At 42.1% G+C, this 21,111-nt stretch carries 21 protein-coding genes; 6 read left to right on the plus strand and 15 right to left on the minus strand.

Translation table 11 applies throughout. The annotated features are described in order from the left end of the window. Nucleotides 1-38: 38 nt before the first annotated feature. Together MIC7126_RS0110145 and MIC7126_RS27375 are read right to left on the minus strand one after the other, a co-directional pair. Complete coding sequence (locus MIC7126_RS0110145) at nt 39-794, minus strand: phycobilisome rod-core linker polypeptide (protein WP_017653030.1); 756 nt, start codon at nt 792-794, stop codon at nt 39-41. A gap of 394 nt (nt 795-1,188) precedes the next feature. After that, the gene (locus MIC7126_RS27375) at nt 1,189-1,482 is read right to left on the minus strand and encodes a phycobilisome linker polypeptide (RefSeq protein ID WP_017653031.1); all 294 of its coding nucleotides are present in this window, start codon (nt 1,480-1,482) and stop codon (nt 1,189-1,191) included. A 551-nt stretch (nt 1,483-2,033) separates the two neighbouring features. On the opposite strand from MIC7126_RS27375, the gene MIC7126_RS0110155 reads away from it, so the two are divergent. Beyond that, complete coding sequence (locus tag MIC7126_RS0110155; RefSeq protein WP_017653032.1) at nt 2,034-3,086, plus strand: J domain-containing protein; 1,053 nt, start codon at nt 2,034-2,036, stop codon at nt 3,084-3,086. A gap of 56 nt (nt 3,087-3,142) precedes the next feature. Then, entirely contained in the window at nt 3,143-3,652 is a 510-nt protein-coding gene (locus MIC7126_RS0110160; RefSeq protein ID WP_017653033.1) for an MAPEG family protein, read from the plus strand. Nucleotides 3,653-3,706: 54 nt separating this feature from the next. On the opposite strand, the gene minE is transcribed toward MIC7126_RS0110160, so the two are convergent. The 5 genes from minE to MIC7126_RS0110185 form a co-directional block, all read right to left on the minus strand. Beyond that, nucleotides 3,707-4,018, minus strand: coding sequence for a cell division topological specificity factor MinE (gene minE / locus MIC7126_RS0110165; RefSeq protein ID WP_017653034.1), 312 nt, complete (start codon nt 4,016-4,018; stop codon nt 3,707-3,709). A gap of 33 nt (nt 4,019-4,051) precedes the next feature. Next, entirely contained in the window at nt 4,052-4,858 is an 807-nt protein-coding gene (gene minD, locus MIC7126_RS0110170; RefSeq protein ID WP_017653035.1) for a septum site-determining protein MinD, read from the minus strand. Between the two features lie 188 nt (nt 4,859-5,046). After that, a complete protein-coding gene (gene minC, locus MIC7126_RS0110175; protein WP_017653036.1) occupies nt 5,047-6,072 on the minus strand; it encodes a septum site-determining protein MinC in 1,026 nt (341 codons plus the stop codon). 17 nt (nt 6,073-6,089) lie between these two features. Further along, a complete protein-coding gene (locus MIC7126_RS0110180; RefSeq protein WP_026100158.1) occupies nt 6,090-7,412 on the minus strand; it encodes a four-carbon acid sugar kinase family protein in 1,323 nt (440 codons plus the stop codon). A 181-nt stretch (nt 7,413-7,593) separates the two neighbouring features. Continuing rightward, nucleotides 7,594-8,256: a hypothetical protein gene (locus MIC7126_RS0110185; protein WP_017653038.1), complete on the minus strand. Its 663-nt coding sequence runs from the start codon at nt 8,254-8,256 to the stop codon at nt 7,594-7,596. Nucleotides 8,257-8,435: 179 nt separating this feature from the next. On the opposite strand from MIC7126_RS0110185, the gene MIC7126_RS0110190 reads away from it, so the two are divergent. Next, nucleotides 8,436-8,639 (plus strand): hypothetical protein, encoded by a 204-nt coding sequence (locus MIC7126_RS0110190; RefSeq protein WP_017653039.1) that lies wholly within the window; start codon nt 8,436-8,438, stop codon nt 8,637-8,639. After that, nucleotides 8,617-8,946 (plus strand): type II toxin-antitoxin system PemK/MazF family toxin, encoded by a 330-nt coding sequence (locus MIC7126_RS0110195; RefSeq protein ID WP_017653040.1) that lies wholly within the window; start codon nt 8,617-8,619, stop codon nt 8,944-8,946. Before MIC7126_RS0110190 ends, MIC7126_RS0110195 begins: the two co-directional genes overlap by 23 nt. A gap of 44 nt (nt 8,947-8,990) precedes the next feature. On the opposite strand, the gene MIC7126_RS0110200 is transcribed toward MIC7126_RS0110195, so the two are convergent. The 6 genes from MIC7126_RS0110200 to MIC7126_RS32245 all read right to left on the minus strand — a co-directional run bounded on the left by MIC7126_RS0110200 (nt 8,991) and on the right by MIC7126_RS32245 (nt 16,183). Then, a complete protein-coding gene (locus tag MIC7126_RS0110200; protein WP_017653041.1) occupies nt 8,991-9,443 on the minus strand; it encodes a DUF29 domain-containing protein in 453 nt (150 codons plus the stop codon). Nucleotides 9,444-10,074: 631 nt separating this feature from the next. Next, nucleotides 10,075-12,153 (minus strand): bifunctional serine/threonine-protein kinase/formylglycine-generating enzyme family protein, encoded by a 2,079-nt coding sequence (locus tag MIC7126_RS0110205; RefSeq protein ID WP_017653042.1) that lies wholly within the window; start codon nt 12,151-12,153, stop codon nt 10,075-10,077. A 113-nt stretch (nt 12,154-12,266) separates the two neighbouring features. Then, the gene (locus MIC7126_RS30335) at nt 12,267-12,602 is read right to left on the minus strand and encodes a hypothetical protein (protein WP_154655870.1); all 336 of its coding nucleotides are present in this window, start codon (nt 12,600-12,602) and stop codon (nt 12,267-12,269) included. Between the two features lie 80 nt (nt 12,603-12,682). After that, the gene (locus MIC7126_RS0110215) at nt 12,683-13,972 is read right to left on the minus strand and encodes a Glu/Leu/Phe/Val family dehydrogenase (RefSeq protein WP_026100159.1); all 1,290 of its coding nucleotides are present in this window, start codon (nt 13,970-13,972) and stop codon (nt 12,683-12,685) included. 165 nt (nt 13,973-14,137) lie between these two features. Then, a complete protein-coding gene (locus MIC7126_RS0110220) occupies nt 14,138-14,611 on the minus strand; it encodes a hypothetical protein (protein ID WP_017653045.1) in 474 nt (157 codons plus the stop codon). 87 nt (nt 14,612-14,698) lie between these two features. After that, a complete protein-coding gene (locus tag MIC7126_RS32245; RefSeq protein ID WP_017653046.1) occupies nt 14,699-16,183 on the minus strand; it encodes a calcium-binding protein in 1,485 nt (494 codons plus the stop codon). A 296-nt stretch (nt 16,184-16,479) separates the two neighbouring features. On the opposite strand from MIC7126_RS32245, the gene MIC7126_RS0110230 reads away from it, so the two are divergent. After that, the gene (locus MIC7126_RS0110230; protein ID WP_017653047.1) at nt 16,480-17,121 is read left to right on the plus strand and encodes a sigma-70 family RNA polymerase sigma factor; all 642 of its coding nucleotides are present in this window, start codon (nt 16,480-16,482) and stop codon (nt 17,119-17,121) included. Nucleotides 17,122-17,225: 104 nt separating this feature from the next. After that, complete coding sequence (locus tag MIC7126_RS0110235) at nt 17,226-17,939, plus strand: hypothetical protein (RefSeq protein ID WP_017653048.1); 714 nt, start codon at nt 17,226-17,228, stop codon at nt 17,937-17,939. 178 nt (nt 17,940-18,117) lie between these two features. On the opposite strand, the gene MIC7126_RS0110240 is transcribed toward MIC7126_RS0110235, so the two are convergent. Both MIC7126_RS0110240 and MIC7126_RS0110245 read right to left on the minus strand, forming a co-directional pair. After that, complete coding sequence (locus MIC7126_RS0110240; protein WP_017653049.1) at nt 18,118-19,617, minus strand: carotenoid oxygenase family protein; 1,500 nt, start codon at nt 19,615-19,617, stop codon at nt 18,118-18,120. A 62-nt stretch (nt 19,618-19,679) separates the two neighbouring features. After that, nucleotides 19,680-21,089, minus strand: a complete 1,410-nt coding sequence (locus MIC7126_RS0110245; RefSeq protein ID WP_017653050.1) for a folate/biopterin family MFS transporter — start codon at nt 21,087-21,089, stop codon at nt 19,680-19,682. Between the last annotated feature and the right edge of the window lie 22 nt (nt 21,090-21,111).

The raw sequence follows: 21,111 nt of genomic DNA on the forward strand, positions 1-21,111 counted from the left end.
AGGTAATACACACGCCATATTTGATTTCTTAAATCAAGTTACTTACTACGATAGGGAACTGATTTTTCGATATCAATATTTTGTACAGAGAGCCGCTGGGGTGTGTTACCTGTAGCGTTGATACTCTTAGCCATATCCAAAAACAGAGCGGGATTACCAGCTTTGGGCTTCCTGTCTGCTGGGGTATAGCCGCGGACGGTGGTTTGCCAGATGACTTGTGGGAAGCCTAACTTACCACGATAATATGCATCGTAACGGGGTGATTTAATGTTGAAAGGCAGCTCACCTTCAGAACGACCGGGTAATACCCGACGACGTTGGTAAGGTATTGTGTCGTAGCCAAAGGCTTCTAGATACTCCTCAGTGTTGAGTAAGTCATCGATAAAGCCTTTAACGCCCTTGGTTGCTACAACAATTGACCAAGCCAGCTTTTCGCGGTTATCGTATATGTCACGACCGAGAACACGCTGTACAGTCTGTTCCACAAAGCGATAGTTGCTATTGAGGTCATAGAAACTGCGTTTGTAGGTATTAGATAGCAACAAGCCGCGAATAAAGTCGCGCACTGTAATCTGACCACTGCGGAGTTGAGACTCTAAGAAACGCTCACGGTCAGCAGCAAAAGCATGGAAAAAAATCTGGCGGTAAGCAGCAGCAATCAGATTGTCTAAGTCTGTTGTGGAAAGCAGATTTTCTGTGGAATAGATTCTGGGTTGCTCATCTCCAGGAACCTCATAGCCTGCTACCCGCTGGTTTTGAGAAGTACGGGAATATTCTAAAAGAGGAATTGCCACGAATACAAAATCTCCCTTTCCTTAACGAAATCTTACAAAGTTATCATAATAATAAAGGAGAAGAGGCAGCATTATTCGATTTAGTTTGATAAAAATTACATAACTTAATTGAGTAATTTACAAACACTAAAAAACTTACCCAACAAGGTTTGCAGATTTAAGATATCCCTGTGAGCACACACAACAGCATTGCCCACAGGGCTAAGGGGATGATTTCTTTACAATACCCTGATTGCAGATTCCAAGTAACGCTGAATGTGAATTAGAAGCCCAAACCGGATATTTTTCGTGTAGGGACGTTGCAAAAGCAACGTTTCTATAAAGCGCGAAATCCTTGTGACTGCGCTGGTTTTCATTATTCACATCACGGGTCAATTAGTATTATTCCCCGGTCTTAGCGCCTGCCACCGCCACGATGAGGAACCGCGCTAGGATATACTTTGGCTAAGTCGAGTACGAGAGTCAACTCCTCAATGCTGACAATTGTGCCACCCAGGCGGTTAATTCGCTGCATTTGTTCACTCATCCGATTGTAAGGCACGGTCATAAATACACTACCACTACGTCGAATGTCGGGTTCTTGCTTGCTGGTTTGTGAGGTTTGTCGTAAGCCCACAACTTCATAACGAAATACTCGACTGGCAGATGAAGAAATGCTACCAGCACCACGTGTAGTTTGACCTAACATCACTTATATTATCTCCTGTGTCTGAGTTTTGCCGAATGTCACTTACCAAACAAGATCAAAGCGAGACAAGCACAATTGATTGATCTTGAATGCTAGTAAAAGTGATTTAAAAAATTTCAGTACTTGGCTGTGAAGTCAGTAAATTTTGTAATTAAAATCACTCCCAGACATTTTAGCCAAGAATATGAGAATTGCCATCATTAGTATTTTGGATTTTGACTCGGCGATTTTGATTTTGGATACAATAAAAATTAATTTTTGTCAATAAGTCTCTGGCGTCAATAGTACGAAAAGGCTGAAGTCTGAAGTTTGTAGCTGCAAATGAAGAAAATTGTACAGTCAGCTTTTGGGTGCTTTGTTGTCACACTAGCCTTGATATAAAATTATTACTGAAAAACATCGGAGCATATTACATTGTAATTCTACTATTGCTAAAGGCACAGAATTTGTGATTGCAATTCCATTACATCAAAGGTAGAATATACGCGGAAAAACTCGCAAAATTTCGCTATTGTGTGCTGCCTGCGGTTCTTTTTACCTGACTTAGTTTTATGCCTAGAAAAACTTCATCCCCATTCCCTGCTACCCCAACAACATCTCTGGCTCTTTCTTCTTTGCATATCCGTCTAGAAACTTTAGATAAAGAGCATCAATGGTTGCTTAAACAAATTAAGCGTAAACGAACAGAACTGAATAATTTTGTAGAACAGATCCGTTCTGTGAATGCAGAAATGTTTCGCCGCTGTAGTCCTCGCGTTAACCAATTAGCAGATATTGACTCAGAAATCCATCAGCTATTTGCAGAAATTTTTGCCACTAGAAAGTTAGGTAAACAAACAAAGAAAGATATTGAGGGTATTTATCAAACTCTGCAATTTGCAGGAATTATTACTCGCAAAAAATCTGAACTAGAGAATGAAGCAGAAACAGAAGCAGCTTTTACAGATGATGAGCCGGAGGATGAATTCTTCGGTTCAAATTATCAACAGCATCAACAAACAGCAGGAGAAACAGAATTTATTCCCAGAAATAAGACTGATACGTCGAGAAAAATTCGGCAAATATTTTTAAGTTTAGCGGAAATATTTCATCCTGATAAAGCTGTTGATGGAGAAAAGCAAATTCTCTACACGGAAATTATGAAAGAGATTAACAGAGCTTATGATGAGGGTGATTTGGCGCGATTATTGGAAATTCAAAATCGCTATGAAGTGGGTAAATTTATTGACACTAATAATGAGGATGATGTAACTAGAAAATGTAAGCGGCTACAGCAAGAAAATGAATTATTGAAAAATCAATATGAAAATTTGAAAGGAGAACTCGCATCAGTTAAAAATACTTCTCAAGGCTCGATGGTTGCTAATTGTCGTAAGGTCAAAAAGGGCGGATTAGATCCGATTTTGGAGATGTTACAGCAGATTGAAATAGAAATTAAAACTGTTTCTTCTATCCGCGATTTTGTCAAGGATTTTCACCAACAAAAAATGACTATTAAGGAGTTTCTCCGTGGCCCAGAAGCGCTGCGTCGGATGAATCGAGACATGGTGGAAGATATGCTGGAGCGGATGTTGATTGATTTAGAAGATGCAGAAATATTCTAAAGTTAGCTGACAAAGAAGTTTCTCTAGCTACTGGTTATTTTTTGTGAGGAATGAAGATGATAGAAAATGCGGTTCCTATCTCTACTTTGTTTGTGGGATTGAATGGTATAGTTGCTTTTGTGCTCTCATATATTGCCGCTGATGAGCGAGTGAGAACTAGAGTTTGGCATGGTGAGTCTCAAGAAAATGTGATGCAACAACCTGATCCTTTGGCAAATCCTAATGCTTGGGCTGCTAGTGTGGAGAACATGACTCAAAAAATGTTTCCTAATGCGCTCAAGGATGATGGTCTTTTGCAACGAAAGGTGCGCGCTCATGGGAATTTTGCTGAGTATGTACCTCAGGCGTTGCTGTTTTTATTGGTGCTGGAATTGATACACGCACAGACATGGTTGCTGTGGCTGCTGGGTAGTGTACTAACGATCGCTCGTGTTGCACACGCATGGGGTCTAATTCAGACTTATGGCCCTTCTTTAGGTAGGGCTATCGGTTTTTTTCTGACTTGGTTTGTCTATTTAGTGGGTAGTTCAGCTTGCATTTATTACGGTTTAAAATCCGTTTTTTGAGCAGATTTACTTCAGTAGTTTCCGAAGTGTTTCTAATTGACTATGACCGTAAAATCACGGTGATGGCTCAGTCTTTTCTAATTCCGGCTCTGGAGTAGGCTCTGTTTCCTTCACTCGCCGAATCGGTAAGTTAGCAATCAAAGCTGTAGTCCGTTGGTTGCTTTCTAGAGAAAATTCCAAGCCTTCGGTTTCCACTTCCACATAGCGACAAACTATATCGAGAATTTCTTGTCGCATCTTTTCTAGAGTTTGCGGATCTAAGTCAGCGCGGTCGTGAGCAATCACTAGTTGTAAGCGACGTTTCACATGAATGCGACTGGTGTCAGGAGAGCGATTAAAAAGTCGTTCTAGGAGTTCGAGAATCATTGCCAATTAGTCTGGGGAGACGTTCGGATAAAGTTAAACAATCTTAGTCCACAACAACCTTCGCAAACGAGTGAAGATATTGTTGTTGGATGAGTCCAGCTCAAGAAATTCCACTGTTTCCCCTTCCAATCTACGAGCAATGTTCTCAAAGGCTGTAGCAGCTAAAGAGGGAGTATCTGATAATACCAAGGGTTCGCCGCGATTAGTGGAGACAATCACGCGCTCATCGTCCGGGATTACCCCAATTAGGGGAATGGCGAGAAGTTCCTGAACATCTTGCACAGACATCATATCATTTGCCCGTACCATTGCTGGTCTGATGCGGTTAATTATGAGATGAATCCGTTTGATACCTTGTGCTTCTAATAACCCGACCACCCGGTCAGCATCACGGACAGCGGAGATTTCCGGTGTGGTGACAATTAGTGCTTCCTTGGCGGGAGCGATCGCATTTTTGAACCCCATTTCGATCCCCGCAGGGCTATCAATGATCACATACTGGTATTTTTGCGCCAGTGCGTTGATCAATAATTTCATCTGGTCGGGGGTGACTGATTCTTTGGTACGGTTTTGAGCGGCTGGTAAAAGTACCAGATTGGGCTGGCGCTTGTCTTTGACTAAAGCTTGTTCTAATCGACACTCCCTAGCCAAGACTTCCACCGCCGTATAAACAATGCGGTTTTCTAGTCCCAGCAACAAATCCAAATTTCTCAACCCAAAATCTGCGTCAACTAAAGCCACTTGACGCCCATTTTTGGCGATCGCCATACCCAAATTTGCGGAAACTGTGGTTTTACCCACTCCTCCTTTACCGGAGGTGATAACAATAATGCGAGTCATGATCGAAACGCGCTTGATGATGGTTCAGGAATTATAGTAAATATTTACTGACATAAGTCTGAAGTGTAAACTATGAATGTGGAAAAAAATCGCTACATGTCAAATTGTTTAGTAAAGCGATCGCAGTTTCTCGGTTTCCCCAACTAAAGAACCCGCAATCAACCTTGTCTACCTTCATACTTCATACTTCATCCTTCATACTTCAGTTGATGATTGCGGGAGAAATCAATCGCCCTAGCAATGCGGATACCTTCTTCTGTCACATGCGCTACCTCCGGAGAAAATTGCGACGGTGATTTTTCTGGTGCTCTAGCCACAGCATCTGCGATCCGCAATTGGGTTGGTTCCATTTGCAAAGCCATAATCAGACACTCACGATTGCCATCAGCACCAGCATGAGCAACACCACGCAGACGACCCCAAACTAAAATATCTCCATCTGCAACTACGATACCACCTGGATTTAAATCTCCGAAAATAATTACAGTTCCTGGGTGACGAATTTCCACGCCAGAACGCACGGTCATTTCCAGATAAAGGGCGTCGGCTAAGGGTTTGGGAGTTACTTTCGACTCAGAACTGAGGGAAGTTTCCCGCTGTATTTGCTCTACAGAATAACCAGAGGAGACAGATGCGATCGCAGTTTGACGCCGACTAGTAGTTACTGATTTTAGCTGGAGTTGGGTTTCACCTAAGACCTCACTGAGTGCTTGGAGTTGTCTCCCATCCAACAAGCGGTCTTGGGCGATCAAATGCACTGGAGTATTAGGAGTGAGAAAGCGATCGCTAGCTTGTAGGCGCTGTCTAATTTGTTGCCAAATTTCATCCCAATTGAATTCTGCTGCAGATAATTGAGATTCTGCGGGCAAAATTAATAAAAGTTTTCCCTCCTCAGTTTTGAGTTGCACTTGGATATGCTGATTTACCTTATTCTCTGGTGATGGTGACTCAATTGTATTTAATTCCCAAAGATTGGCAATTGTGTCTTTGTCAGGAATCAAAGCCTCAGTTTCCATCTTTTGGGGCTGAGAAATCGACTCTACATCAACGATCGCCTCATCCTCAATCTCAGGCGTCACCGGATGCGACTGCAGATACAACAGAACAGAATTTAGCTCCTCATCTGGCAAAATTGGATCTGACTCTATTTCCGACTCAGCCACCGGATGTACAGAATTTGACTCTAAATCAGAGCTAGCAGGATCAGAAGTCATACTTCATCCTTCATACTTCATACTTCTTTAATTAATCTTTGATAAGCTGTACTCAAAGCCTCAGCATCGCCCACATTACCGGGAAACAGCACCACAGGCAAGTTAGGGAATTGGGGGTGGTCAAAAGGCGTTAAAATCATTGAGCATCCAGGGAGAATTTGACCCAGTAACCGCGCTGCAGTTAAACAAAGCCCAGTACTCAAGACATCGTTAGAAGTAATGCCACCTTTGCTGATCAAGAATCCTATATCAGATGGTAGACCTTGGACAATATCCATCAATAAACCTGAAACCTGAGCACCAAACTGCAACCTTGTCTCGACATCATTAAATGTCAGTTCTTGACGACTGGTGTAAACAACTGGTGTTTTTCCAGAATCATGAATTACTCGTATATTTTCTAACACTTCCTTGAGGAGTATAGCAGATTGTTCTTCATCCTCAAGTAAGCGAGCTACATTGACTTCAACTCCCGCAGTTCCTTCCGCTTGTAAGAGCGCCTCTAACTGCTCTGTTGTCTTTTTAACATGGGAACCAACAATCACCGCACCCGGTTTACCACCACGGACATACTCCGCCATATTTTCAGGGGCGATCGCTTGGGGCGGTAAAGCAGCTAAAGCGGTTAAAATACTGGCAGCGGAGCGAAACAGAAAGCGTTTTCCCTGACTAGCGACAGCTAGCAACTCTAGCGCAAATTGATTTAAATCTGCTTGCGTTTCCCCATCAACCACCGCACACTGGTTATGACTAAGTTGCAATAAGCGTTCTCGACTCCCGCTGCGGATATCAGCGAGTACAAATCTGGTTACAGATTCTGCACTGATGCGACCTTGAGTCTTCTCCTCTACATACTTGGGTAAATAACTGTGGTGGTAACTAAACACAGAATCGCGGGCGAACTCAGTTTCATGAACTGGGGTAGGAACGCCGTCAATAATTAAGTAATGTATGCTGTCGCGGGTGATGCGTCCACCCTCAAAAAAGGCTGGGATCAAAAAATGAGCATCAAACGGCCCTAATTCCTCAGCAATAACATCAGTTTCAATGGGATAATGACCACGGAGAGTGGAATCAGAACGGCTGACTAAGAGAAAATCTTGAATTTCTGCAGCGGCTATAGCTACTTTTAAATTTTGGCAGACTTCTTGAGTGACATCTGCTGCAGACTCTGGAGTCAAAGAACGTGTATTAGTCAGAATAAAGACAATCGGTGAGTCATCCTGTAGCCCATTTTGCAAAGTTTCCACATCCCAGCGCATTAGCAGCAAACAACTGTGGACTGTTTGAGAACCTGTAGGGTCATCATCCAGGACAATAATTTTGGGTTTGCTGGTCATTTTATTTGTCATTGGTGAGGGTGACAGTAGGTTGATTGTCGCTGACTTGCTGAAGTCAAGGTTGATGAAAGTTTTAATTGCAGACAAATAATACCAAATTGGGATGAGTAGTATTGTTTGAGATCTTGGAAAGTGTCTTATGCTCAGAATGTTTCACCCAAAATCCGAAACTAATATAATTTCAGACTTTCCGCAATTTTCTAATTTCTGCTTGCACATCAAGAGCAATCTGCAACGATTGGTTGAGCAATTGAGCATATTCGCCCGCTTGGGAGCTAAGTTGCAAAGCTTGCAGATTAGCTAAATTATTGACAAATAACTCTTGATTATTAGCAAGCAACTTCTTATTATCTCGCAAAATTCGCTCGGTTTTCAAAGCGCGGACTAAATCTTCCTGAATCAGTTGTAAAGCTGCTATCACTTGGTCACGGTCATTGATACTGCTTTCTAAGTTTCCCGATGTTGCTAGTTGATCTTGAATATCTATGGCTTTCACCACTTCATGGTACTGATCAACCTCATCGAGAAGTATGGTCAGCGCTTGGGGACAGGTGCGACGTCGCCAGAGCGATCGCCCCACTAACACAGCGATCGGTACTAAAATTAATAAAAATATTCCCAGTTTAATTGAAGAACCAATAGTTGGTAAAATAATAAAGGCATAAATAAAACCAACAATAATCGGCGTCAAAGCCAGCGCCACCAACCCTTCACTCACAAAAAACCCCAAACGCTTCTCACGGTTCGTCATAATTGAAGGTCGAAAAACGTCCTCTGGATCAAACCCAGTTAAACGTCTCAGTTCCCCTTTACTAATTTCCAAGCCTATCAAATCCGGCTGCACTGCTGGATACTCCTTGAAAAGCGCGAGTTGCGTCTCTATTTTAAAGGGTAAAGGCTCAGTTAATGTGACTTGTATTGCTCAACAGCATTTGACGGTGAGGTTGGTAGGGAGCGATCGCTTATGCTAAAAGTATATGCACTGCCCTCTATGTTGCAATTTGCTATCTTCATCCAAATACTATGCTAAAAACTTTGTGGGCTACAGTTCGCCAAGGCAAAATCGAGTTACTGGAACCAGGAGAACTTCTTGAAGGTACAAAGGTTTTGGTGACACTTCTACCTGATGATGAAGCAGACTTCTGGCTACAAACAAGTCAGGTGTCTCTTGATACTATTTGGGATAACACCGAGGATGATATTTATGCCCAGCTACTCAAAAAATGACATCATCTTAGTTCGTTATCCTTTTTCGGATTTGTCGGGTTCAAAAGTAAGACCCGCAGTTGTCGTCAATCCACCCCATGAGTCTCAAGACATTTTCATTGTTCCGCTAACTAGCAAAACAACATCCCTACTTGTTGGCGAATTCATACTTTCTGATTGGACAAGAGCCGGATTGAATATTGAAACAGCAGTTAAACGAGGTTTATATACAGTACAGCAAAATTTAGTTGTTGCGATCGTTGGTAAGTTAACTACTCCCGACATCCAGCAATTAGAGCAGTCTTTGCGCGAATGGCTAGGTCTTTGATGCAGCGTGTGATATACATACGCAACTATATTTCGCCTACAGCATCATTTATACTCAGGAAACCAGTTTTCATCTAAAATTTGCTCTAAGGAGCCGATGATTGTAGCAGGGAATGTTTCGATGGGAAGTTGAGAGCGATCGCTTGCTTCTTTCCTAGCTTCTTGATAACATTCGTCAAATACTTCTAAAATGTATGGCTTCAAACTAGGACTATCTTCGAGTGTATCCTCAATTTTTCTACGAAATGTCCTAATTTCCCCTTTCCAATGTCCTTGATTTCGCTCACGTTCTATATCCCAATATGTGAGCTTCAGTAGATGTACAAAAAGTTGAATCAACAAACTTTTAACCCTGCGCTTCTCACTCCTCCCGATACTTTCTAATTCTTCCAGCAAGTTATCTAAATCCACAGATGAAAATTGACCAGCGCGGAGTTGATTGATGGTAGTTTTTAGCCAAAGATAGTAATCTTGTTCGTACAAAGTTTGTTTCGTCATAGTCTTTCATCTGGTGAGCGATCGCCAGCCAATATAGTTAAGATATCATGTCCGATTTAGAAACTTGGTTAGACCAGCAAAAAGATAATTAGGATTTTTGCTTTGTTAATTTACTCGATAAAAGAGCGATCGCACAATTCTACCCAGATCCGCAACATCTCCAAGGATACATCTGGCGAATTGTAGTAGGGGCGAACGGCTGTTCGCCCTTATGATATATTGACACAGCGCCAAATTTGAATGTAGGAAGTTAAACACCTGATTCGCCAGATGTATCCTCAAAGAAGTCGGGGATCTAATGTCTCACAAAGTATCATCAATTAAATTTCACTCCATGAACCGCCACACAACAGCCGAAATCGCCTACCTCAATCATTAGGCTATTATCTTATGCTATGACAATTGCAAAAATCAGAATTCTCTAGACATTTGGTGAAAATGACATAAGGGCGAACAACCGTTCGCCCCTACCAAGGCTTTCGGCGTAACGCATAATTGATTTCTGGAGATGTCTTCTGGTAACACAATCTGGCTCATCCAAAAAATGAAAAAAATTGATCGCGCACAGCGCTAGACAAAAAGAAGGAAAAAGAAAAAAGAGCAGAGTGCAAAAGGAAAAAAGTGTAAAGGGCTACAAAGTCCTGCTGCACACAAACACAACCCGAAAACCTACGCTGTAGTACCCGTCAACGCGCGAGATACTGCTGCGATTCGCCGAACGGCAATTCTTGGGAGAGTAAGTCCACGAACCACCGCGCAGCAGACGATAATTATTATTACTATCAACTAGCCAAGCACCACCATCTGTTGGCGATCCGTTATAATTTTTGTGCCACTCATCCTGACACCATTCCCATACGTTACCACACATATCAAATAAACCAAAGGGGTTGGCAGGAAAATTTCCCACATCCGTTGTTTGCCCTAAAGTCTCTCGATAATTAGCTACATCCATTGTGATAGTTTCGCCACAATAATATGGGGTAGTCGTTCCTGCACGACAAGCATATTCCCATTCTGCCTCACTGGGTAAGCGATAAATTTTCCCCGTCTTTTTAGATAATCTGGCACAAAATTCAATTGCATCATCCCAAGAAACCTTTTCAACAGGTCGATTTGCACCTTTAAAATGGGATGGATCAGGATTTAAATCAATCTGCACCTTCGGTAAAGCGGTAACAGCTTTCCATTGACTCTGGGTGACAGGAAACTTCCCCATAAAAAAGGGTTGAATCGTGACTGTGTGCTGTGGACTTTCAGAATTATTTCGTCCTGGCTCATTATCTGGGGAACCCATGAGAAATTTACCACCAGGAATTGCAACCATTTCCAGCACTACGCCATTATCTAAGTTTTCTGCAAAAAACTCAGCACGTCCCCGACTGCGGTTAATTTGATAGGTTGTTCCTATTCCCAAAAATCCTGCGCTGGCTTTCGTTACAGCAGTGGCGAATTCAAACTCAAAAGGCTGAGTGATAATTTGCACAGGTGACGGCGATTTGGGCGCAGACACAGGTGTGGATGATGGACTTGGCTGTGGTTTTTGAGGAAATACCCGTGCTTCTATCGCTGCAATATCCTCATTCCGTAAACCTAAATATTGCTGATATTCTTGTAAATCCTTTTGCGTCGCTTGATTAAATGGATATTGCTGCTGAACAGCATCAATCAACGCCTGTTCATACTCCCCTAACTTGCGCTGATACTCTCCATAAGGTTGTAGAACTTGTTGCTGAATTTCTCTCGCTTCATCCTCAGATAAACCCAACTCAATGCGCTTAGATTCCAGTATTTTCAACGCAAAGACAGAAAAATTACCCTCACCTTGTTGTGCGCGAATTTTCGCTTCTTGCAAGTATAATTCCTTGCCAGGATTAACAACAATTGTTGGTGCTATTGGCGTTGGTGTTAAAGCTGACAATACCTCTGTTGCTTTAGCATATCGTAAACTGAAGTGACGACGCACCATCTTAGTTAACACTTCAGCCAGCTGGTCACTAACTTGTGCTTGATTAAGCCAGATAATTTCACCAGTTAATGGGTCTTCTTGCAAGTCAAAGGGTGAAACTCCAGTCAAAGCTTGAATAATCGTCATCCCCAAAGCATAGACATCACTACCCAAACAAGGTTTACCATTCTTTTGCTCGTTGGGCATATAGCCGGAAGTACCGATGATGACGCTGGAATTTACTTCACCTTGAGTATTGACCATCAAAGTACCAAGTTCCTTCACCGCGCCAAAGTCAATCAGGAAAATCCTACCACCAGGCTGTCGGCGCATGAGATTTTGGGGTTTGATATCGCGGTGAATCACTCCTTGACTATGTACAAAAGACAAAACTTCTAGAACATCTTGCAACAACTTGGTTGCATAACCCTCACTCAACCGCTTACCAGGAGTGATTTCTTTACCCAAATCTTGTCCGGCGATAAATTCTTGAACTATGTAAAGATTTTGGTCTTCCCTAAAGTGTGCCAGTAATTGGGGAATTTGAGGATGTGTACCGAGCCTTTCCAGAATAGCGGCTTCTTTTTCAAAAAATTCCACAACGCGGGGATGGGACTGGTTAGGAAGCAGTTGCTTGACAACGCACAGAGGCTTACTAGGTTGCAAATTATCCCTAGCCAGAAATGTGACAGCAAAACCACCGCCGCCTAATTGCTGAATAATTTCATAGCGTCCAGCCAGTGTAGACAAGATGACTGTCAACTCCCAGAGGTCTGATAGATTTTAGTGTAATAGTTAGTGATGGAATGTGGCAAGAAATTCAGTAAAGCTCACGCAAAGACGCAAAGACGCAAAGGAAGATTCATCTGCTTTTATTAATCTGAAAAAATAAAAATCCTTGTAGCGACTGTCTTAAAAGTCAAGCCGTTAGCCACCGAAATAGCAAATGCGCTCGCCGAAATAGCAAATGCGCTCGCCGAAATAGCAAATGCGCTCGCCGAAATAGCAAATGTTCTCGCCGAAATAGCAAATGTTCTCGCCGAAATAGCAAATGTTCTCGCCGAAATAGCAATTGCTTTCTCGGAAATAGCAAATGCGCTCGCCGAAATAGCAAATGCGCTCGCCGAAATAGCAAATGCGCTCGCCGAAATAGCAAATGTTCTCGCCGAAATAGCAAATGTTCTCGCCGAAATAGCAAATGAGTGTTGCAAAAAAATTGTAGGCTGGGTTGAGACGCAAGCGAAACCCAACAAAATCGCGAACCATTTAGTTTATGAATAGGCTCTGAATGTTAAGGATACAAACCTCTAACACTCAACGCTTGCGCCACTCTCCCCACACCCAAGCTATAAGCCGCTAACCTCAGAGGAATTTGTCGCTGTTGTGATTGTGCAATCACCTGATGATAAGCTTGCACCATCAAATGTTCCATCTCCCTATTCACTCGTTCCTCATCCCAAAATAAATAAGAAAGTCCCTGTACCCACTCCAAATAACTCACCACCACACCACCAGCATTTGCCAAAATATCTGGTAGCACCGTCACACCCCGCGCTTCTAGTAACAGATTAGCCTCAAGTGTAACTGGGCCATTCGCAGCTTCGGCGATAATCTGCGCTTGGATCTGATTTGCGTTTTCTTGTGTAATCTGGTTCTCTAAAGCGGCTGGAATCAAGACATCACAGGGTAAGGTAAGTAAATCTGCGTTACTAATAGATGTTCCTTGGGGAAAACCGAAAATACTCCTGTGATTTGCAGCAGCGTAGGCTTTCAGAGCGGGAATATCCAGACCATCTGGGGAAAATATTCCTCCCGCACCCGTGGAGACAGCAATAATTTTCGCTCCCTTTTGGTGTAACAATTCTGCTGCTGCACTACCGACATTACCGAAGCCCTGGATTGCAACTCTCACCCCCGCAAGGGATTTACCTTGGGTCGCTAAAGCTTCACGGACAATAATCATTACACCGCGTCCTGTAGCCATTTCCCGTCCCCGTGAACCACCAATCGCCAGCGGTTTACCAGTCACAACTCCTGGGACAGCATGACCAACATTCACAGAATAAGTGTCCATCATCCACGCCATCTCACGGGCTGAAGTACCCATATCTGGTGCGGGAATATCTACCGCTGGGCCGATATCTTTAATCAACTCGCTGGTGTAACGTCTGGTAATCCGCTCTAATTCGCTGATGCTGTAGCGCTTAGGATCAATAGCAATACCCCCTTTCGCACCACCATAGGGGATACCCAACAACGCACATTTCCATGTCATTAACATGGCTAAAGCTGACACCTCCCGCAGCGTCACCGCTGGATGGTAACGTATTCCACCTTTGTAAGGGCCTAAAACATCAGAATGCTGTACTCTGTGTCCAGCCAACACCCGCACTTCCCCATTATCTAGCTTGACTGGGATAGAAACTGTGACGACCTTACGCGGATGACTGAGAATTTCTAAAATTCCTTGGTCTAATTTTAATTCTTTAGCTGCTGCTTCTAGATAGCTACAAGCTTGGTCAAATGGGCAAATGTAAGCTGGAGAGGGAGTTTCTTGAGCTAGCGTTGACATTGAAACCATAAAATTGTCTCCTAGTCGCGGTATCTTTGCGAACCGGATATATATCCTTAGCCTAGCCGCTTTTTGCTCAAAAGATGATATTTTGTAGTTTTTGTTACATTTTTATAGTTAAACTAAGGAGTTTTGGGATCGCCAACTGTTCGAGAAAACGCGATCATAACCTACTTACTCACGCCCTTCTAAGCTATTAGATTGCTTAAATTGTACTTCTACTGTTTCCGAGGAAATTAAAATTGCTACTCCCCAAGTGAAACTAATATACATATATTTTTTCCAGTCAAATGATTCTAGTTCATCTGTGCTAAAAAGATTTTCTACTTGGATGACTGGTTCAGGAAACTCTCCAATCATTTCATCAACGAATTGCATTTGGTTAAAACACACATTCTCTTCATGAAAGGGTGTATCTTGAATTCTTAAGAAGTTAACATTTCTAAAGATAATTTTAAAATCGGTCGTTACCAAGTTATTAACTTCTTCCATACCCCAACAGACAAAACCTTTGAATATTAATTCAAAAACTCTCTCTAGGGTATTAGAGTTATATCCCTGTAGTTTAAATTGATTGTGTAAATCAAAAGTTTGATTTGCTGTCTTAATGTTAATTACTTTGTCTATGGAAAAATTGAGGAGCTTCATAAAAATAATTACCTTGTCAGAGTGTCTTAAATCAAATCAATCATCAATGACGGCAATATAACTCTGTAGAACAGAGTATCAATTCCCCTAAGCGATGAGGGAGAAATCAGAAGCAATCAGAGAAGGGTTGCCTGTCAGGGTTGCAAAATGTCCACCTGCATCAAGTGCTGTTGCAAACCCAGAGCCACTACCGTTGGGATTGTAAAAAAGTTTACCGTTAGAGGAATTGTAAACGATAAAGGCGCCGCTCAGTGCAGCAGCAGCATCGCTGGTGACATGTGCAAATTCACCCGATACGCTAAAGCCTATACCCGAAACACTTCTTAAGGCAGTAAAGGTTCCTTTGGCTAGGCCAATCTTATCTCCTTCGCTCCGGCTAAAATCAGTAATAGTATCTATTCCTAGTTCTGAAGCTCGGAAATCAGTGAAAGGACGAAACCTAAACTGATCTTCCCCCGTCCCTCCTGTCAAGCTGTCATTGCCGTTGCCTCCGATGAGGACATCATTACCTTGACCACCCAGGAGAGAATCATTTCCGTTACCACCATCTAAAAAATCGTCGCCCGTATCTGAGTCAGGAGCGAGTGTGAAATTGCCGCCATACAATCTATCATCACCGTCGCCTCCAATAAGGTAGTCATCGTCTTGACCCCCAAAGAGAGTATCTTGACCAGAACCTCCCTCAAGACCATCTCTACCTTGTTCGCCAAAGAGAACATCATCTCCACCCGCTCCGAATAATCCATCGTCTCCAGCACGACCATAAATAAAATTGTTAGCTGAGTTTCCGCTAATCTCATTCGCCAACTCATTGCCAGTTCCATTTAGTCGCGCTGTCCCAGTTAGGAGTAATTTTTCCACATGAGCAGGTAAGGTATAGGTAATCGAAGAATAGACTGTATCAAGTTCTGGTCTAGCAAATTCAACGACCAAATCACCACTATTGTCAACAAAATAAGTGTCGTAGCCTGCACCCCCCCTCATTTCATCTTGTCCTGAACCACCATCAAGAATATCGTGTCCATTACCCCCATCTAGGTAATCGTTATCTCCTCCTCCAAATAGCCAATCATTTCCATCGAGTCCAAAAAGAAAGTTGGTAGCTGAGTTTCCGCTAATGTTATTTGCCAACTCATTGCCAGTTCCATTAATTCGCGCTGTCCCACGTAGCAATAAATTTTCCACATGAGCAGGTAAGGTATAGGTAATCGAAGAATAGACTGTATCATCAATTCCTTGTTCGGCAAATTCAACGACCAAATCACCACTATTGTCAACATAATAAGTGTCGTTGTCTGCACCTCCCCTCATATGATCTTGTCCTGAACCACCATTAAGAGTATCGTTTCCATTACCCCCATCTAAATAGTCGTTGTCTCCTTCTCCAAAAAGTAGATCATCATCATCGCCTCCATAAAGGAAGTCATCACCATTACGTCCAAACAGGGTATCATCCCCTTCGTAGCCGTAGAAAATATCTATGCCATCATTAATGCTAATAAAAATGATGTTTTGAGGATCTTGACCAACTTTATAGTCCGAGCCGGGAGTTCCATACCAGTAGTTAGGCATTGCTTTTTCCTCACGTTTAATGATTTTGAAGTTATTAGAGCTACTTCTTTTCGCTCTCAGTTTTAACAACAGATGAGACAAGCAAAATATTCCGAAATTTGCTCAAAAATTTTTATCTGAAATGAAAAAAGGCATCAAAGCCTGACTAATAAAACTTTTATCCCCATTCATTCCCATATGACTGCATAAAATCCCATACTCACATCTATATAGCAAGTGTTTTTAACCTGAAAAACACCATGTATTATAAGTAATACATTTTGATTACATAACGTGGGGGTTGAGATAATATACTTATGCAGTCAGAACCAGTAGCCAAATCACTTACAACTCTACTAATTGATGCCGAGCATCGTGAGCTAATTAGCAAGATTGCTCGCAAGTATACCAGAGGAAGTGCGGTATCTAGCGAGGATGCAGCACAAACTGCCATGATGAAAGTTTATGAAGCTGTGAAAATTGGGAAGTTTCATCACGGGGGAGTTGCAGAGTTTCAGCGTTGGGCTACGGTGGTAGCACGATATGAAATTATTAACTTTGTCAAAAAAGAATGTTTGCGTTATCATCACAGCCTAGATGCAACGATTGTTGGCACGGATTTATCTTGGGTAGAAACAATTCCTGATGAATCTGACTTGTGGGATAATGTCACCCGTGCAGATTTAATGATCAGGGCAAAACAAGCCATTATTGATCTAGATTCGCGTTATGGCGATCGCGGTTATCTGCAATTATGGCAACTAATGGTTGCAGGTAAAACCCAAACCCAACAAGCATCTGCATTGGGAATTAGTCAAGGGGAAGTTTCCAAGCGTTGGAAGGAATTAGTCGGACGTGTTGCGATGGAATTAGGGCTACTGGAACCTGAAGCTGTTAAACAAGCACAACAAAATACTCAACTCAAACATACTCGTAAACGTTCAAAAGCTATATGGTAAGGCTTTTATTAACTATTTCATAAAATTATTACTTGTTGGCATAGAATAATCTGCTCACTTGTTAATACAATTAACGATCGTGCTATCTTAGGCAATGTCAAACTATGCGTAAAAAATATGAAAAATCCAAATCTGCTAATATGGGAAAACCTTTACCATCACCGCAACCTGGGGAAATCTGGGAATTAAGCCGTAAGATACGATATTATGGGAAATTTTATCCAAATGAGGAACATCAACTCTACTCCAGCGAGGCTCAAAGCTTTTTACAAGGAAAAACTCCACCCCGCTATGTCATGATTGTCACTGAACCAGAAGCAGAGATTGTTTCTGTAATGGTATTGTCTGTGGAAACCAATTTCATTTCCAATGTTGATGTACTTATGTCGGCAGATATTTCTGGTTCAGCACAAGATTTATTAGCTGAAACCTGGCACATACAACCGATGCTTGTGGATAATTTATTGCAGCCAATTGGTAAGAGGTTATCTCGTGATATTTATGACAACTTACTAAGTTTAGGAGATTATTTTCATGGTTTAGTCAATCAGCAGTCAGAAACTAATTATCTGGAGCAATTGGGGTTAAGTTTAGGCACAAATGAAGTTTTTAAAAGTTCGGAAATCTTTCTCTTTCACCAACGAGAAGAAGCTTGGAGTGATATTTTAACAATACCAGTAGCAGCTTACTATACTTATCTTAAAGGTGTAGAACTGACCAGTCAAATTTTGACCGAGCAATTACAAATAGAGCAAGAGCTAGCAGAATTTGAGTTAAGTCAAAATAGATGTTGTGAACTGCAATCAAGGCAATTTTGAAACCACTTAATCTGCAACTAGAGGTGGTATCAAAACTACAATAAGTGTTTTGGTAACAAAAACGGACGTAGTGAATCCCTGAAAAAACTGACGAGGCTTTGGGCTTTCACGCCTTCTAGAGACGTTGTAGTGCAACGTCTCTACGTTTTAGCTTTCCAAGAAAGTGAAGATATCCAAATCAAGTGGGGGTAAACAGTTGAGTAGTGAAACTACCATGTAAACCGTAAGGAATATGATGTTTGAGATGCAACCTTGCAATTGCACCTTTGGTAAAGTCACTGGCGTCTAAAATCGCCACATCTGTGCGGTGATGGGCTGCATCATAAACCAAAGCTAGCACCCATCCGTCATCTTCTTGTTTGGCGTCGGGACGAGGAACGAAAACTGGTTCGCCAACGAAACCACGGGGTGCTCCACTCCAAAGCTGTCTTTCCCCAGACTCTAAATCAATTTTGAGAATTGCTTGTAAGGGAGCATTACCGCTTTCTGCGTGAGCTGCGCCGATATATGCATAACGATAGGGACGCCCGACGTTTTCTGGATGGATGCTGGGGAATTCACAACAGCGACTTTCAATTAACTCCCGCGTCACTGTTTGGTTTTGCAGATGGAGATGAAAGCGCCAAAGTTGACCCGGTGCGATCGCTTCAAAATCAACTTGTCGAAAATCGCTTTCTGGTGCTACTTCTGGTAAAGATTCATAGCAAATTGAATCAATAAAAATGTCACCATTTTTCTCAAAAGCATTTGCATGGTGAAAGACAAAACCTGACTGCGTTTCTAAAATTTGAACTGGTGTTTTCTCAGTTTGGGAACTCCGAGGAATAACTATAATGCGCGTTGGTTGCTTTGGTTGAAATTTGATACATTCTCCTGCGCTCCGCAGTCCCAAAGCGAAAGGTATGGGATTGAAAATCACAGGATTTTGAAAAAATATGCAGTAGTTGGGTGTAATAACAAAATCGTGAATAAAACAGAAGCCTGGAACACTATGAGCATGTTTCCTCACAATTTCACCCGCTGGGTTTAGTTCAAAAATTGTAATTGTGGTGGAAATTCCCGGCTTAATTGAGAAGTTGACTAAACAAGGCGAGCCGTCATCTTGGTGACAACTGGGGTCTAAACGAGGATGGGCACTAAAAGCTTCACCTACTGATAACACGCCATTGAAATATTCTTTTCCTAGGGTTTCTAATGTTACAGGATCAAGGCGATGTGGTTCTGTAGCTTCCCACAATGCCAAGAGTTTATTACCCCAATAAATAACGTTAGTATTGGCAATATTTTTGAGTTTGAAATCAAAAATATTAGCTAACCAACCACCGGGTTTTTGTGTACCAAATACTCCCCGATACAAAATTTTTCCGGCTTTTTGTTCTTCGATATAACCACTAGTGCGGACAAAACGGTTACGAAAATGAGCACGACCATCAGCAAAGGTAATTTTGCTAATCATGCCATCACCATCAAAGGGATGATGAATACGTTGTCCATTAATATCTAATAAACCGGGGCCGTTTCTGAATAGTGTACCTCGGAGTTCAGCAGGAATTTTCCCCTCGATATCATCAATTGAATAATCAAATTCTTGGGGTAGAGATTCATATCCTCTTTGCCAGTCAGCGCGACTGTAGGATTTTTGTGTAGCCGTGATTTCGGGAATCTGATAACTTTGCATAAATTGTAGATTTTGTGATAATCTCGCACCAAAAATGGTTAGCTGGGAAAATTTGGGTCTGGTTAATTGCTACTAACTTGGGGTCTGCTAGTGTCAATTTCGGGAATCAAATCAGGTAACAATATTTGTTCTTCATTCTGAACTAATGCAGATGTTTCGCTATCTGGTAGCCAGTGGAGAAATGGTAATGGTAATAGTGTAGTGAGGTTATTAATTGTCACTAATAACCAAAGTAAATCAAAGTTATTTTCCGTAATCCCTAACCAATAAGTGATGACGGCTCCTGATTGATGAGACACTATGCCTGCTAGGTTAAATATTGACATCAAGAAAGCAAAAAATGTCGCTTCTACTCCTGGGGGACAAAGTTTCACTGCTAACACTAAGACTGGCATGAAAGCAATTTTTCCCATCACAGTGAGAATGAGACTATCACCCAAACTAAACCATTGATCATCTATACCCAAGGCACGGTTAGCGTGAGTCACCAAAAGCAGACTTGTCATTCCTAAAGTTGCTGACAGCACTGTACTCCAACCAAAGATGGCGCGGAAAGGAACGCTTTTGAGAAAACGCTGAAAAATCCAAACTCCGAATATGGAAGCAATACTTGTAACTAAGTTCACTCGCCCTAAAAATTCTGGTTGAAAATGCAGTTCGTTTGTAATGAAGAAAAAGAAGGGCGATTCTGATTGCGGCGTTGCTTGCCAAATGAAAATAAATGCTGTGGGTAGCCAGATGGATTTTTGAGTGAATGCTTGGCGTAGCTGTCCGACTTGATGCTTAATTGTAGATAATCTATCGTGATTTGTGTCTTGGCTATCGCGATTTATTGGGGATTCGGCAATTAACCAAGCGGCTGCTGATACTAAAAGGGGAAATGAGGCGGTAATCAACAGTACTGTACGGGTGGTGAAATGCTCTAATAGCAAACCACCAAAGTAAGCTGTGATTAACCCGCCAACGGCAGAAGCACCCCAGCATAAGGATTGTAAGGAACCTGCATCTGCTTGTGATTCATCTCTGGCCCTTTCTACAACCAGTGAGTCAACTATGACGTCACTGACGGCGACAGAGAAACCACTCAGAGCGATCGCTACACCTGCTCCCCAGCTACTATGAACTATGGTTGCCAAACTTGACCAAGCAATAGTTCCCAAAATACCCGATATCACTAAATATGGACGCCTGCGATAGCCAAATATCGGCACGCCATCGGAGATGAAGCCATACACTGGCTTGATCACCCACGGGAGGATAACTAATCCCAACAGCGCAGCTACTTGTGTCGGGCTAAGATGCAGTTCATCTTTGAGGAAAAAGCTGACAGCAAGGCGCGCTAAACCTAGAATTCCTTGCACGAAGTAGACGCTAAGAATGGCAATTAGCTCGGCATTTGGTTCATGTCCTAAGAAAATTTTGGTTTTTATTGAGTCTTTTACTTTGGACAATCCAGAGGAGTCAATTAGCATTCGATAAATATTTTTTAAGTTT

The sequence above is a fragment of the Fortiea contorta PCC 7126 genome, assembly GCF_000332295.1.
Lineage (GTDB): Bacteria > Cyanobacteriota > Cyanobacteriia > Cyanobacteriales > Nostocaceae > Fortiea > Fortiea contorta.